The sequence below is a fragment of the Niabella yanshanensis genome (assembly GCF_034424215.1).
Classification (GTDB): Bacteria; Bacteroidota; Bacteroidia; order Chitinophagales; family Chitinophagaceae; genus Niabella; species Niabella yanshanensis.
This window is the reverse complement of record NZ_CP139960.1, coordinates 2,182,560-2,197,404: the sequence shown is the minus strand read 5'-3', so window position 1 is coordinate 2,197,404 and position 14,845 is coordinate 2,182,560. Positions and strand designations below refer to the sequence as shown.

Below are 14,845 nucleotides of genomic sequence, written 5' to 3'. Positions count from 1 at the left end.
TTCCTGATAAGGTTTGATGATCATATAATTATTCATCTTAAAAAAACAAATCAGTCATGAGCAACAACGCAACACAAACCATTCACAGTATACCCGTAGATCCGCTTACAGGTTCAATTGCTGTTCCCATTTATCAAACTTCCACTTTTGTGCAGGAGGCTCCTGGTGTAAACCTCGGCTATGATTATTCACGAACGAATAACCCAACAAGAGCTACTTTGGAGAAGATCCTAGCAGGCCTTGAAGGCGGCCACACCGGCGCTGCTTTTGCCAGTGGGCTGGCTGCTATTGACGCCGTAGTAAAGCTGCTGCAAAGTGGTGATGAGATTGTAGCGGTAGATGATATTTACGGAGGGGCCTTCCGGCTTTTCACTCATGTATATGAGCAGTTCGGCATCAAAGTAAAATATGTGGATAGTACGAATACGAATAATGTTTTTGAAGCTATTACTCCTCAAACCAAGCTGATCTGGATTGAAACGCCTACCAATCCTACCCTGAAAATATCTGACATAGCTACCATTGCCAGGATCGCTAAAGCCAACAACTGCCTGCTTTGTGTTGATAATACTTTTGCTTCTCCGGCATTGCAACAACCTTTATTACTGGGCGCCGATATAGTAGTGCATTCTGCTACCAAATACCTGGGTGGGCATTGCGATTTAATAGCAGGAGTGGTAGTAACAAAAACAGAAGAACTGGGCGCTAAAATAAAGTTTATACAAAATGCCAGTGGCGCTGTATTAGGACCATTTGAATGCTGGCTGATCATAAGAGGAGTTGAAACATTACATCTCAGGGTTAAGCAGCATTGTATCAACGCGCTTGAGGTTGCCAGGTACCTGGAACAGCATCCGGCTGTAGAAAAAGTTTTTTACCCGGGACTGGAGCAGCATGCTAATTATGCTATAGCAAGGCAACAGGCGAGCGGTTTTGGGGGAGTGGTTTCATTCACTTTGAAAGAAGATACAGAAGACGCCGCTACAAAGTTTGTTACTGCTACAACATATTTCAGGTTGGCCGAAAGCCTGGGTGGAGTGAAAAGTCTTTTATGTCATCCTGCCGCTATGACGCATAAAAGTATTCCCGTAGAGAAACGAAGAGCAGCCGGAGTAAGCGATAGCCTGATCAGGCTGTCAGTGGGTTTGGAGGAAACCGGTGATCTGATCAATGACCTGGAGCAGGCCTTCGCACATTCGGTATCAGAACAGAAAAATACAAAATTTAACGGTCACTATCTGGGATAGTATAAAAACAAAAAGGGAAAAATAGTTATAAAATATTAGTCTACTTTTTTGGTAGACTAATATTTTCTTCTTATATTTGTTTTCTCATCTGATAATAAATGTTACTGTCTGCAACATATAGCTTTTATAACCGCAGGGAACGCATGTTGGCTTCCACACTTTGCGGCTGTTGTTGTTGCTAATTGATTTAACGGGTAGCATCACCCGGTTTTATTATTCTCTTCTTCTTCTTTAACACTTTAATGCTTTATTATTATGAGTAAGGCTACACAGCAGTTTCACTATTACGATGGAATAACTTCCCTGCACACACAACATTTAAAAACACATGGTATTTTGCATTTCAAACAGTTTGTTTCGGCACACACCGTGAAGCAATTACTATTTGAAGTAAAATCGGTTGAGACCTTTTTATTGAATAAAGGAGCAACTGCGGTTAACGGCATTCCCTTAAAATTTGGTTCAGACGTTAACGGCGCTCCGTTGATACAGCGCATCGCATTTGCGTCGCAATATAGTAAAGTGCTGAAGGAGTTTTTAAAAAGCCATAAGGTACAGCAGTTGGTAAACCTGTTAGCGCCATTCGATGGTCGTATTGGTGAGACCGAGAAAGATGGCCTGGTGGTAAATCATTATCTGAATACCGAGCACAGTGGTTTTACAAGGTTAGGTTGGCACACCGACAGCCCGCGCGATCTGTTTTTAGGTTCACGTATTAAACCGATGTTAAATGTAGGGTTGCATTTGGATGATTGCCCTCAAAGCAATGGCGGGTTAAGAGTATTGGCTGGCACCCATAGTAAGGGCTTGCTGACCTTATTCTTCAGGAAAAGATATTTTATCGATCATAAACCAGATGATAAAGAAGTGGGTCTTGATATTGAAGCGGGAGATCTGACGGTTCATGACGGGCGTCTCTGGCACCGCGTACAGCAGTCTCCTTTCATTGGAGCGCAAAGCCGCCGCCGCGTAATGTACATCCCGGTAGTAACCGGTGCTTACCAACCCAAGCATGAGTTGAGCGGCACTCCTTTCTATCACAAACTGGCGAAGCTGGCTTTAGCTAAACCCAAAAAGCAAGCTACACCTGCTTTTACGCCCGAATTAACACCCACCATATGATCCCCCTTTTACTATTTACTTTAATCAAAAGCTATATCAAGCGAAAAAATTAGAATTAATTATGTCGTATGTTTTAATAACCGGCGCTGCAAAAGGTATAGGCAATGCTATTGCAGTTGAACTGGCGAAACAGAAAAGAGGATTAATACTCATAGATATAGATGAACGGCAGTTGCTGGACGCTGCGCAGTACATCAGGGATAATTACTATGTAGATGTTGTTACGATTGTACAGGACCTGAGCACACCGGAAGCAGCCCAAACTATCTTTGATCGTACTCGTTGGTATCACAATTACCTGAACGTTATAGTCAATAACGCAGGCTATGGATTGAATGCCCCTTTTATCGAACTGAAGATAGACGATCAGCTCAACATTATTGATGTTAATATCAAAGCGCAGTTGAGAATAGCGCATGCGTTTATACCGGTGCTGAAAAGATTTTCCCAATCGTATCTGTTGAATGTAGGCAGCACTACCTGTTACCAGTCGGTACCTTATTTATCGGTATATGCAGCATCTAAAGCTTTTGTAGTGTCATTCACCAGGAGCCTCAGGTTTGAGTTAAAAGATACACCGGTTTCGGTAAGCTGCCTTATTCCCGGAGCCACAGATACAGCATTTGTAACCAGAGCGGGCATGGCGGCTCATACACTAAAAACAGCCGACCGGTTTAATATGACACCACAGGCAGTAGCTGCTATTGCTGTTAAGGGTTTGTTTAAGCGCAAGTCGGAGATCGTTCCGGGATTTTCGAATAAGGTTAATGCCTATATAACCCGGTTCGTACCTAAAATATGGATAGAGAAAGTCGCGGCAAATATATACAAGCCCAGGAAGGCTGAGGCATCTGTACATCAGGAAGTCGCTACGCAATACTGATCTTTCTTTTATAAAGCCGCGTGGCCGAGTGGTGTAGGCAAAGGTCTGCAAAACCTGTTACGGAGGTTCGAATCCTTCCGCGGCGTCTTTTTTATTGTTTCAGCATTTGGATAAACTCCGGTCAGTTATCCAAATGTTGATCTCTCTTTTTATAAGCTACTTCCAGAATTCATCCGGGAAATCGTCGGGAACTGGCTGGGCATGTAAATCCTCTATTCGCTTACCTAAACTAGCTAGCTTTTCCTGGTTAAAAGATTTTTCCAGGTGTGGAAATACCACTCTTTCTTCAAACCGGATATGATGTTCCAATAAGTCGGCAAATTGTGCTATCTCTTCAGTGATCGCAGTTGATTGAATCTTGCCGACCAGTGTTTGAAATTCTTCATGTTGGAGAACAGCCTGAGTACATAAGGGGTCATCTGTGGTATTAAACAATAATGATTCCTCTTCCTTGAAATGTTTTACAAGGTGCGTGTTCCAAAAATAAAGCAGGTAGGCTGCCATCCGTTCAGCTTTAATGCTTTTCCTGATGCCCTGTCTTAATTTCCAGCAACAAAGCAAACCTGTATGATGGTCTCGTGAAAGGGGAATTATACTGCTATGTCTTTGCATGTTACCTGATTTTAGGCCGTAAGGTATTCCTGGAATTTTAAAGGGGATATGATTCCAGTCATAATGCGATGCAGAATAGCCAGGTACTTTTGGTTAATCAAAATCACAAAATGAAAAAGAAAACTATAGCAATGTGTAGCCTGGTGTTGGCCTTGTTTATTGCTTCCTGTGGAGGCGATGGTAACCAATCAGCCCCTTCAACAGCGGCTCCGGAGCAGCAGGCAGGCACAACAGAATCAGCATCGTACGACCCTAAACGGGGGGAGGGTAAGTTTGACGAAACCAATGTAACGGTAGGCGCTTTGGATACCGCTAAAGCTGCAAATGGAAAAACTATTGCAGAAACCAAATGCTTTTCCTGTCACAAAGTTACAAACGAAAAATTGGTAGGCCCGGGTTGGAAGGGTGTAACAGAAAGAAGAACTCCCCATTGGATCATGAATTTTATTACAAATCCGGATCCGATGATCGATAAAGATCCCGAAGTGCAGGCACAGCTGGAGTTATGCCTGGTTCGCATGCCTAATCAAAACCTGGCAGAAGAAGAGGCAAGGGCAATTGTGGAATATATGCGTCAGAACGATGGGGCCAAATAACAGTTAGCGGACTCTCTGACGGCTCGTGTTCGCTTAAGAAACAACTGAAGAGATCATAATTAATTACAATTAACTAATAGTTTATGCTTTACAAAAAAGTATCGGTTGCGTTGTTGGCATTGGTTTCGCTATATGCCGCCTCCTGCAAACCAAAAGGAACCAGTAACGCGGTGAGTGGAGATGCCGCAGTCAAAACATACGTTGCTCCGGGTAAATACGACGAGTTCTATAATTTTGTGTCGGGTGGTTTTAGCGGGCAGTTAAGTGTGTACGGACTGCCCAGCGGACGACTGCTTCGTGTAATACCGGTTTTTTCCGTCGATCCTGAAAAGGGCTGGGGCTATAGCGAGGAAACAAAACCTATGTTGAATACTTCTCATGGTTTTGTACCCTGGGATGATTTACATCATGTGGAAATGTCAATGTCAGATGGGGTGGCAGATGGAAAGTGGGTATTCGTAAACGGCAATAATACTCCGAGACTGGCACGCATTGACCTGAAAACATTCCGTACCGCAGAGATAATCGAATTGCCTAATAGTGCGGGTAATCATAGTTCTCCCTTCGGAACCGAAAATTCAGAATACATAGTGGCCGGTACACGTTTCAGCGTTCCGGAAGATGGTAGCAATAGCGATGTGCCTATTGATACTTATAAAGACAATTTTAAAGGACATATCAGTTTCGTCAGCATTGACAAAACGAGCGGTGACATGAACCTGGCTTTTCAATTGAAAACACCGGGTATTAATTTCGACCTGGCGCGTGCTGGTAAAGGAAAATCAGCCGGATGGTTCTTCTTCAGTTGCTATAACTCTGAGCAGGCGAACACCTTACTGGAAGTAAATGCATCACAAAAAGATAAAGACTTTATAATGGCTGTTAACTGGAAGAAAGCCGAGGAGTATGTTAAGGCAGGCAAGGGTAAGAAGCAGCCGGTGAATTATGCGCATAATAAATATAATGAAGAGACACATACGGCAACCTCGGAAATGAAGAAAGAAGTGATCGTATTAGATATAACAGAGTTCCCGGATATCGTATATTTTATTCCCTGCCCTAAGTCGCCCCATGGTTGTGATGTTGATCCCAGCGGTGAATATATTGTAGGTAGTGGCAAGCTGGCGGCTTTACTACCGGTATTCAGCTATGATAAAATTCAGAAAGCGATTGCTGATAAATCTTTTGAACAGGAGGGATATGCAGGTATACCGGTTATTAAGTATGAATCGGCTTTATACGGAGAAGTAGAAAAACCCGGTTTGGGGCCCTTACATACTGAATTTGATGCGAATGGCAATGCATATACTTCTTTCTTTGTTTCGTCAGAAGTGGTAAAATGGAATATCAAAGAACTGAAAGTGCTGGATCGACAACCTACTTACTATTCTGTTGGACACCTGATGGTTCCCGGCGGAAATACTAAAAAGCCATTTGGTAAATATCTGGTTGCGTATAATAAAATAACTAAAGACCGCTACTTGCCAACCGGTCCTGAATTGTCTCAGAGCGCCCAGCTGTATGATATCAGTGGTGATAAGATGCAATTGATACTTGACTTTCCTACGATAGGCGAGCCTCACTATGCACAGGCTGTACCTGCTGAACTTATCAGGGATCAGCAACTGAAAATTTTTGATATCAATGCCAATAAACATCCTTTTGTTACTAAAGGGGAAAAAGAATCTAAAGTAACGAGAGATGGCAACAAGGTACATGTATATATTACCGCAGTGCGCTCCCATTTTGCACCAGACAATATTGAGGGCGTTCAATTAGGTGATGAGGTTTTCTTTCATGTAACTAACCTGGAGCAGGATTGGGATGTACCACATGGATTTGGTGTAAAAGGCGCCAACAACGCAGAGCTATTGGTCATGCCCGGGGAAACACTCACGTTGAAATGGGTGCCGGATCGTACAGGAATCTTCCCTATTTACTGTACAGACTTTTGTTCTGCCCTGCACCAGGAAATGTCGGGATATGTAAGGGTGTCTCCTAAGGGGAGTAATGTTCCGTTAAGTTTTAGTTTAGGTAAAGGTAAGGGTGCGCAATAGCTGTAGGCCAAAACCAGAAAAGCAGGCAGTGTGTGTAATAGCACACTGCTTTTTTTGCATAGGCGAATGTCCGCAGCAGCTTCAGAAACAATTTCTCACAGAAGTCACGGGCATGCACAGAAAAGTTAGTGTTTTATGTAGTTGTCAAAAAAGTCTGTGTTAATCGGAGTGATCTGCGAGAAACAATCCCTCACAGAAGTCACGGGCATGCACAGAAAAGTTAGTGTTTTATGTAGTTGTCAAAAAAGTCTGTGTTAATCGGAGTGATCTGCGAGAAACAATCTCTCACAGAAGTCGCGGACATGCACAGAATGGTAGGCTTCTTTATGGCATTGTGAAAAGTCTGTGCTATCGGAGTGATTTGTGAGAACAATCTCTCACAGAAGTCATGGACATGCGCAGAGTAGTTTTTTAATTTGCCGGCAATGATTGATCGTTAGTTGCTGATATAATGACAGAATGCTGTAACTTAGATAAAATACCTGTTATGAACATCAATGATATAACCTATGAAGTTCGGGGCGCTATTTTTTCGGTTTTTAGAGAATTAGGCCCGGGACTTTTTGAAACCGTATATGAAGCTGCATTGTCATACAAATTAATACAAAGGGGACTTCAAATGCGAACCCAGGTTAATATCCCGGCATATTATAAAGATGTCAAACTTGAAATCGGATTCCGGGCTGACATCATTGTAAATAGTTCCGTAATTATAGAAGTTAAATCTATTGAAACGTTGCACAGTGTGCATAAAAAGCAATTACTAACCTATTTGAGATTGTCAGGATTAAAAGTTGGTATCCTGGTAAATTTTAACGTGGATTCCTTGATAGATAAAGGGAGCATAGTCAGGATTATCAACTAAGTTACAGAATAGTTAGTGAGAAACGAACTCTCACAGAACCACGGACCTGCGTAGGCAGCAGTATCTGCGAAGTGAATTTTCCCGGTGGTGCATAGGTTAAAAGCTATAAAGTAGGTTAATAAAGATGTTCCTTCCCATTCTGGGTATCCTGTTCCAGTCTGCAAAAGTACTGTAATATTCATCCAATAAATTTTCAACACCTGCTTTAACAGTTATCTTCTGATTTTGCAAATTAAATTGGCGTGAGGCTGAAATATTAAACAGGGCGTAAGCTCTTGCCGCTGTTTCTCCGAACTCAGGGCTGTATTTTGTTTGCTTCAGGGCGCCCTCTGCACTTACTTCGGCAATGAATAACTGATGCTGGTATTGCAGGGTAGTGCCATAGCTGAAGGGCTGAATCAACGGCAGGTTAAGCCCTCCTGATCTTCCCCTTCTATAAGTAGCTTTACCCGACAACAGCAAGTGGTAAGGCAGCCGGTAACCTGCATCAATGCTGGTATTAATGATAGTGGCAGCAGGCAGTTGTTCGTATACTTTAATGCCATTGGCGCCAATAGTCATGGGCGAAAACTCCGGATTGGGCTTGCCTATAATATAGTCGAAGATATGGAAATAGCTGGCCTGTGCTTTAAAGTTAAACCTGGAACTTATGTGTGAAGATTCTGCATGCAGCTCTAGTGATTTTTCATTCTTCATGTCAGGTTTGCCGATGTAATCGAACTGGTCGAAGCTATTAAATAAGTAAAAACCATATCCTTCCGAAACAGAAGGCGCTCTTTCTCCGTATCCCGCCTCCAGGCTATACTGCCATCCCGAACGATGATACTGAAGTTCGGTTGAAAGATTTTTAAGCCATCGTGTTTTGCTTTGCTGCATTCCCGGGTAAAAGATGGCCAGGCTCTGCCGGCCGAAATCACTTTTTATGATATTATGATGCAGTCCGGTGCCCAGGGTTACTGCGGCGTTAAAATGATCAGTCAGGCTGATTTTATCTTCCGCAAAAAGACCGCTATACATAGTGTTTATGCCGGGCCAGGTTAACATAAACATATCCTTCTCAGCGGGGTTGTTGGCATACATGGTCATTTCCGCATAAGAGGTGTTGTAATGACCTGATAAATTAAGCCTCCAGCTATGATTGTGGGTAGCGCCGCTCAGTTTGGAGTAAAAACCTCTTGTTTTAGTGTAACCAGGCATATCCATGCGAATAGGCACAACGGGCCGTTTCGTGTCGTCCATAATATGGGTAACAGTATTGTAGTATAATTTTGTTGCCCAATGTTGAATAGTGCTTGTAAGGCCATGACGTTCATATTGTACCGATCCGATCAGGGCTTCCGCAAGCGACACATCCATGGGCAAAGCCGGATAGCCGACATCCGTAGCCTTGTCATAAATAAGTGAAGCGGTTAATTCCTCGTGCTCGTTGGGTTTCCAACCCGCGGTGCCCGAGATATTATATTTGGTGAATTGTGAGTATTGAATTTCTCCGCCGCCTCCTGCTTTATAATTATCAGCGTCTCTGTAAGTGAAATCTATATCTGAAAAGAAATGGCTGTTGGCATATTGTAAAGTGGTTCCCGTAATTTTTTGCATGTTTGATGTTTCCAAACCTGAGAAGACTAGCCCATTCAATCCTTTGTTGGTAAACCCCGATTGTCTTCTTACGAGATCTATGCTACCGGCTATCGTGGTCCCGTTTGCCGATCCCGACTGACCACTGTGGATATTGATTTTATTCAAATTAGTAATCTCCACATAGGAAGTCACCGGATCCATTTTATCGGTACAGGCACCGTAAATCCGCATGCCATCAATTGTTACAATAGATCGCTCGGTAGCCATTCCATTCAACAATGGCTCCCATGCATATGCGCCCCGCTTGATCATATTGATGGAATGATCCGATTCCAGGTAGCTGTCCAGAGAGGATAGCACTTTTGTTTTTTTATTAGCCAGGTTTTGCTGGGCAATGACTATGACATTTGCCAATTGATGGCTTGAGCTATCCCCGGTAACGAGCGAATCCTGCTGGGCCTTGCTTATTAGCGGGATACATAGATATAGCAGGGAGCCTAGGAAAAAAAGCTTCATAAAGTATTTTTATTGAAGACTGCCGGGAAGTGGTAGCAGCGCCCTTGAAACAGCGCAGCTGATCATCCGATGGCAGGAGGTATGCATTTAAAACTCAATTTCAAAAAAGATACTGCTACTCTCATTAGTGGCTGTCACGGGTTCCCCTTTAACAATGGCACCTGCTTCATTTTGCAATTGCAGATTGATCCTCCAATAGCCTGTCATAGTAAGGCTTAATTTGCCATAATAGTTTTTATCACCAGTATTCTGTGTAAGGTCAACGCTGTTAGGAGAACTATGGTTGCCCATGCCCGGCATACGCGGGTCGATTTTTATCCTGTAATTATTAACTACGGGGAAGTTTAGCATGTCCTGCATCCTGAAAATCATTGCCTGCATATCATTGACCGCTACTTTCGGGCTGGAAGGGGATACCAATGCTATTATGTAATTTACATTATCCGAGCCTTTAAAAGAAGCTACGTTTCTTTTGTCTGTAGCAGGTACATCTATGGTATTTTTAGCCGTATAGTCCTTTCCGCCTATAGTGTAATTGATTTCCAGCTCCCAGTATTCGGAGGCGTTGCCTGCCATTTGGAATATTATATAACCTTCCAACAGGGACTGCCTGCCAGACGATTTGCTTATAGCAGAATACGGGCAGGCATGTGACATGTTCATCATGTGCATCAGTGGCTTCCAGCTAGCGTTGGCATTATTAACCGCAGTACCGTCGCTATTCTTTATTTGCAGGTATATTTTGTTATAGCCCTGCTGTATTTTCCCGTTTTCCGTGTACAGGTTAACGCTGTGTGTTGCATTAGTAAAGGTTTTTACCAATTTTAGTTCATCCGTTTCTTTTTTATTATCAGGCGTTGGGATTTCTTTGGTACAGGATACTGCAAGCAGTACTATTGCCAGCAGGCTATAGGTAAATAGTTTCATTGTAAGATTTTTAAGCAATAGGAATACTGTTTATGCTCATTGAGTACAAAACAGATGTAGATCAGTCTTTCAATCAGCTTAAAAACCGCGGAGGCTTGTCGGTGCGGAACAGGTATATAAATGAATAATTATTGCCCAGTAAACGAGCATAAGTAGGTGTCGATACGGTACTGTACGAAAGTTCGTTGAAAGTCAGGGTTGGTTCCTGGTAATAAAGGAATATTTCCTGTTGCAAATTTTTTAGTGTTTTCGATGCATTTTCCTCGTCCTGCTCCTTGGCCATTTGTGCCAATTTACAATGACCATTGCAATTTAGCTGTGGTCTGTTTTTGTTTTCGCAAAATAGGCTGACAAATGCCCTGGTGTCCAATTCATATAAAGCTACTAACACGCTGTTTTTAGCAACACAGAAAAGCATTAGCGAGAACATAATAAACGCAGCTATTTTAAGAAATACGGACACTTATAAATTTATTAAAAATGCGATGTGAAATGTAGGAGATAATGGGTTAAGCCGCAACCTCCGCCTCTTCAATTTTCTGACACCCTGGGCGAAGGTCACGATGGTTGTGCATATAAAATATGATCCTGGTCATAAGACCCGGAAGAAAGGTGAAATAGCTTTGCGTGAGTTTACAGGTAAAAGATCTGATCACTAAAACAGTTTATATTAAATGAATCAAAATCATACAATATCTAGCCTTTCCAAGACTTTGCTCGTTATCGCCTCCTGTTGTTTGATCGCCTCTTTATTTGTACCCATTTGGAGCATTTCTCTGGACGCACCTCAATATCCCGAAGGTTTGGGGTTACAGATATGGGCAGGCAAACTGGCGGGAGATGTAGAGATCATCAACGGGTTGAACCATTATATTGGTATGAAAAATTTACATAACGACGACTTTGTGGAGTTTACGTTGCTGCCATTCATAATAGTAGTTTATGCGTTATTGTTTTTATGGGCGGCCGTCAACGGAAAAAGAAAACTGCTTTACCTGGCATTGGCAGCATTTATTGTATTTGGAATTGTTGCCATGGTTGATTTCTGGAAATGGGAGTACGATTACGGACACAATCTCGATCCCAATGCAGCCATTAAGGTACCTGGAATGGCGTATCAGCCACCTTTACTGGGATTTAAACAGCTACTTAACTTCGGCGCCTATTCAATTCCGGATATTGGCGGATGGCTTTTTATAGCTGCCGGATTTCTGCTGATAGTTTCTGTTTACATTGAAATGAGACGGGGTAAGCGGATACGCCCAGGCAGGTTGATTTCGGTATTTGCTATAATTTCGGTCTTGTTATCCTCATGCGGGAACACCGGGCCTGTACCTGTTCAATATAATAAAGATGCCTGCGAGTTTTGCAAAATGTCTATCTCTGAAAGCCGCTTTGCTACAGAATGGATCACATCAAAGGGCCGGGTTTATAAATACGATGATATGGCATGCATGCTCGCTCATACCAAAAAGCACCCCGATATGAAACCTGGAAATTATTATACAGGTAACTTTTTGAAAGACGAAGAACTGATTAGTACAGAAACAGCCTTCTTTGTAAGGCATGAGAGCATTAAAAGCCCGATGGGCGGAGGTATTGCTGCTTTTCTTCTTAAAGAGCAAGCTGCCGAGTATGCTCAGCAGCACCATACAAAAGTGCTTACATGGACAGGCCTTAAGAGCATATTAGAAGCTGAATAAAAATATATGGGACGTCGTTTTCATTTATATAGCCTGCTTTGCATGGTACTATTGCAGATGAGCAATGTGTATGCGCGGACACTTCCGGTAGGTGCCGGGAAGGATTTTAGGAGCATCAGATCCGCCCTGGCTTTAAGCAGGAAGGGGGATACCATTTTGATCTCAAAAGGGCTTTATAAAGAAGGAAACATTATAGTGGATAAAGCATTGTGTATTTTAGGAGAAGGCAGACCTGTGCTCGATGGCGAATTGAAATTTGAGATATTGTCTGTTAAAAGCAATGACGTTACCATCAAGGGACTTTGTATCCGTAATTCGGGCAGAACGGCAATAAATGATCCGGGAGGAATAAAAGTGTATGATGTTGATCATATTGTAATAGAGGATAATATTCTGCTTGATAATTATTTTGGGATCTACCTGCAGTATGCCACACATTGCATTATAAAAAACAACACGCTTAAAGCCTCCCAGGAACAGGAGTATCAGTCGGGCAATGGTATACATTGCTGGAAAAGCGACAGCCTCCAGATTATCGGGAACAAAATTGAAGGGCATAGAGATGGCATCTACTTCGAGTTTGTGACAGCTTCTGTGATCTGGAGAAATATTTCGAAGTACAATTTACGTTACGGATTGCATTTTATGTTTTCGCATAGCAATGCCTATATTACCAACTACTTTAAAAGTAACGGAGCCGGTGTGGCAGTAATGTTTACTAAAAAAGTGGTTATGATAAACAACACATTCGAGGATAATTGGGGCGATGCGGCTTATGGTGTTTTATTTAAAGAACTATCTGATTGCTATTTATCGGGCAACCATTTTTTAAGAAATACTACCGGGATCTTCTTGGATGGAAGTAATCGTATCGTAGCCGAGCGCAATGTTTTTCGGGCAAATGGGTGGGGAATGAGAATGCAGGCCAATTGCATGGGCAACCGCGTAACGGCTAATAACTTTATCGGGAACACTTTTGACGTTGCTACCAACGGATCGCTCACGCTCAACGAGTTTAAAGGTAATTATTGGGATAAATATGAAGGCTACGATCTTGATAAAGATAAGGTGGGTGATGTACCCTATCATCCTTTAAGCCTTTTTGCTGTCATCGTTGAAAAGAACCCTCCGGCTATGTTGTTATACCGAAGTTTTATGATCACCCTTTTAGATAAATCCGAAAAAATAATGCCGGGCCTGACTCCGGAGAATTTTGTAGATAACCAGCCATGCATGAGCCCTTATAAATTATGATAGAAATTAAAAACATCAGCAAGCAGTTTGGTAAGCTCATGGCCCTGGACAGGTTAAACCTGCAGTTGAATGCCGGCGAGTCTATCGCATTAATTGGTCCCAATGGTTGTGGTAAAACAACTTTGATCAAGTCCATATTGGGTATGGTGCTGCCAACCAGGGGAGACATCATTTTTAATGGAAAAAGTATCCGAAACGACGATCTTTATAGAAATGATATCGGGTATATGCCCCAGATCGGCCGCTATCCCGAAAATATGACCATCGGGCAGGTACTGAAGATGATCAAAAGCATCCGCCATGCCGCACAGGCACAGGATTACGATTTATACAACCGTTTTGAGCTGGGCAATATGCTCCATAAGCGAATGCGTACGCTGAGTGGCGGGACCACGCAAAAAGTAAGCGCTGTGCTGGCTTTTCTCTTTAAACCCCGGGTGCTTATACTGGACGAACCTACCGCCGGCCTTGACCCTATTGCCGCAGAAATATTAAAAGCGAAAATTATAGAAGCCAGAAGCAGGGGGTGTCTCATACTCATTACCTCGCATTTGCTAAGCGAACTGGAGGATATTGTGAGCCAGGTAGTTTTTATGCAGGAGGGAAAGCTCATACTGCATAAGAATGTGGATGAGTTGAAATATTTGACGGGTGAAGACTCACTTGCCCGCTCCATTGTTCATCTCTTAAAGACGGAGGTGGTATGATCAAAATATTAAAATATGTGACTTTAGATATTCTAAAAAATAAGGTAGTGCTGTTTTACGCGCTCTTGCTGGCATTGTTTTCCTGGAGCGCTTTCAGCCTGGAAGATAACCCGGTAAAAGGAGTGATCACGGTTTTAAATATTGTTTTACTCACAGTGCCGCTGATGTCGGTATTGTTCCCCACTATTTATGTATACAACAGCAGCGAGTTTATAGAACTGTTACTCAGTCATCCCGTAAAGCGAAGTAAGATATGGAAGGCGTTATTCGCCGGCTTGTCGTTAAGCATGGTGATGGCTTACTGGATAGGAGTAGGCATTCCGCTGCTGGTATTCGCCGATTGGAATGTAGCTGTAATGATGATTGCTGCCGGCTCTTTGGTATCAGTTATTTTTGTAGCTGTTGCATTCTTAAGTAGCATTATTACCAGGGATAAAGCCAGGGGTATCGGTGCTTCTATTATTTTGTGGCTTTATTTCGCTATACTTTTTGATGCATTGGTGCTATTTCTGTTTTTCCAGTTTGCCGACTATCCTATCGAAAAAGCGGTGGTTGTATTGAGCGCATTTAGTCCCATTGATCTCTTCCGTATTCTTGTTCTGCTGAAGTTGGATGTTTCGGCGATGCTGGGTTATACGGGTGCCATTTTTAAATATTTTTTCGGTCATGCAGGAGGACTTGTACTGTCGTTTGCCTTGTTATTATTGTGGATTGTGATACCTTTTTACTGGTCGCAGAAAAAGTTTAAAAAGAAAGATTTGTAAATGAGAGACCTCCA

14 protein-coding genes and 1 tRNA gene are annotated in these 14,845 nt (G+C 42.5%); 11 read left to right on the top strand and 4 right to left on the bottom strand.

Translation table 11 applies throughout. The features are described 5' to 3' along the window. The first annotated feature begins 56 nt into the window (after positions 1-56). The 4 genes from U0035_RS08855 to U0035_RS08840 all read left to right on the top strand — a co-directional run bounded on the left by U0035_RS08855 (position 57) and on the right by U0035_RS08840 (position 3,338). Positions 57-1,247, top strand: a complete 1,191-nt coding sequence (locus U0035_RS08855; protein WP_114789632.1) for a trans-sulfuration enzyme family protein — start codon at positions 57-59, stop codon at positions 1,245-1,247. 255 nt (positions 1,248-1,502) lie between these two features. Beyond that, complete coding sequence (locus U0035_RS08850; RefSeq protein ID WP_114789631.1) at positions 1,503-2,369, top strand: phytanoyl-CoA dioxygenase family protein; 867 nt, start codon at positions 1,503-1,505, stop codon at positions 2,367-2,369. Positions 2,370-2,430: 61 nt separating this feature from the next. After that, on the top strand, positions 2,431-3,252 hold the full coding sequence (locus U0035_RS08845) for an SDR family NAD(P)-dependent oxidoreductase (protein ID WP_114789630.1): 822 nt from the start codon (positions 2,431-2,433) through the stop codon (positions 3,250-3,252). 14 nt (positions 3,253-3,266) lie between these two features. Next, positions 3,267-3,338 (top strand) — tRNA-Cys (locus U0035_RS08840). Between the two features lie 70 nt (positions 3,339-3,408). Here U0035_RS08840 and U0035_RS08835 read toward each other — a convergent pair. Continuing rightward, the gene (locus U0035_RS08835) at positions 3,409-3,864 is read right to left on the bottom strand and encodes a hemerythrin domain-containing protein (protein WP_162817768.1); all 456 of its coding nucleotides are present in this window, start codon (positions 3,862-3,864) and stop codon (positions 3,409-3,411) included. A gap of 110 nt (positions 3,865-3,974) precedes the next feature. Here U0035_RS08835 and U0035_RS08830 point away from each other — a divergent pair, with 110 nt between their 5' ends. From U0035_RS08830 to U0035_RS08820, 3 genes are all read left to right on the top strand, one after another. Next, positions 3,975-4,460, top strand: coding sequence for a c-type cytochrome (locus U0035_RS08830; protein WP_114789734.1), 486 nt, complete (start codon positions 3,975-3,977; stop codon positions 4,458-4,460). An 83-nt stretch (positions 4,461-4,543) separates the two neighbouring features. Beyond that, positions 4,544-6,517 (top strand): Sec-dependent nitrous-oxide reductase, encoded by a 1,974-nt coding sequence (gene nosZ, locus U0035_RS08825; protein WP_114789628.1) that lies wholly within the window; start codon positions 4,544-4,546, stop codon positions 6,515-6,517. A gap of 487 nt (positions 6,518-7,004) precedes the next feature. After that, positions 7,005-7,382, top strand: coding sequence for a GxxExxY protein (locus tag U0035_RS08820; protein WP_114789627.1), 378 nt, complete (start codon positions 7,005-7,007; stop codon positions 7,380-7,382). A 96-nt stretch (positions 7,383-7,478) separates the two neighbouring features. On the opposite strand, the gene U0035_RS08815 is transcribed toward U0035_RS08820, so the two are convergent. The 3 genes from U0035_RS08815 to U0035_RS08805 form a co-directional block, all read right to left on the bottom strand. After that, entirely contained in the window at positions 7,479-9,476 is a 1,998-nt protein-coding gene (locus U0035_RS08815) for a TonB-dependent receptor (protein ID WP_114789626.1), read from the bottom strand. Positions 9,477-9,563: 87 nt separating this feature from the next. Then, complete coding sequence (locus U0035_RS08810; protein ID WP_114789625.1) at positions 9,564-10,403, bottom strand: FixH family protein; 840 nt, start codon at positions 10,401-10,403, stop codon at positions 9,564-9,566. Positions 10,404-10,476: 73 nt separating this feature from the next. After that, positions 10,477-10,686, bottom strand: a complete 210-nt coding sequence (locus U0035_RS08805) for a hypothetical protein (RefSeq protein WP_162817767.1) — start codon at positions 10,684-10,686, stop codon at positions 10,477-10,479. A 391-nt stretch (positions 10,687-11,077) separates the two neighbouring features. On the opposite strand from U0035_RS08805, the gene U0035_RS08800 reads away from it, so the two are divergent. From U0035_RS08800 to U0035_RS08785, 4 genes are read left to right on the top strand one after another with little or no spacing between them, the layout of a single operon-like run. Next, a complete protein-coding gene (locus tag U0035_RS08800) occupies positions 11,078-12,106 on the top strand; it encodes a nitrous oxide reductase accessory protein NosL (RefSeq protein ID WP_114789623.1) in 1,029 nt (342 codons plus the stop codon). Positions 12,107-12,112: 6 nt separating this feature from the next. Next, complete coding sequence (locus U0035_RS08795) at positions 12,113-13,360, top strand: nitrous oxide reductase family maturation protein NosD (protein ID WP_114789622.1); 1,248 nt, start codon at positions 12,113-12,115, stop codon at positions 13,358-13,360. Continuing rightward, complete coding sequence (locus U0035_RS08790; RefSeq protein WP_114789621.1) at positions 13,357-14,067, top strand: ABC transporter ATP-binding protein; 711 nt, start codon at positions 13,357-13,359, stop codon at positions 14,065-14,067. The genes U0035_RS08795 and U0035_RS08790 overlap by 4 nt, the downstream gene beginning before the upstream one ends. Further along, positions 14,064-14,831, top strand: a complete 768-nt coding sequence (locus U0035_RS08785; protein ID WP_114789620.1) for an ABC transporter permease subunit — start codon at positions 14,064-14,066, stop codon at positions 14,829-14,831. Before U0035_RS08790 ends, U0035_RS08785 begins: the two co-directional genes overlap by 4 nt. Positions 14,832-14,845 lie beyond the last annotated feature (14 nt).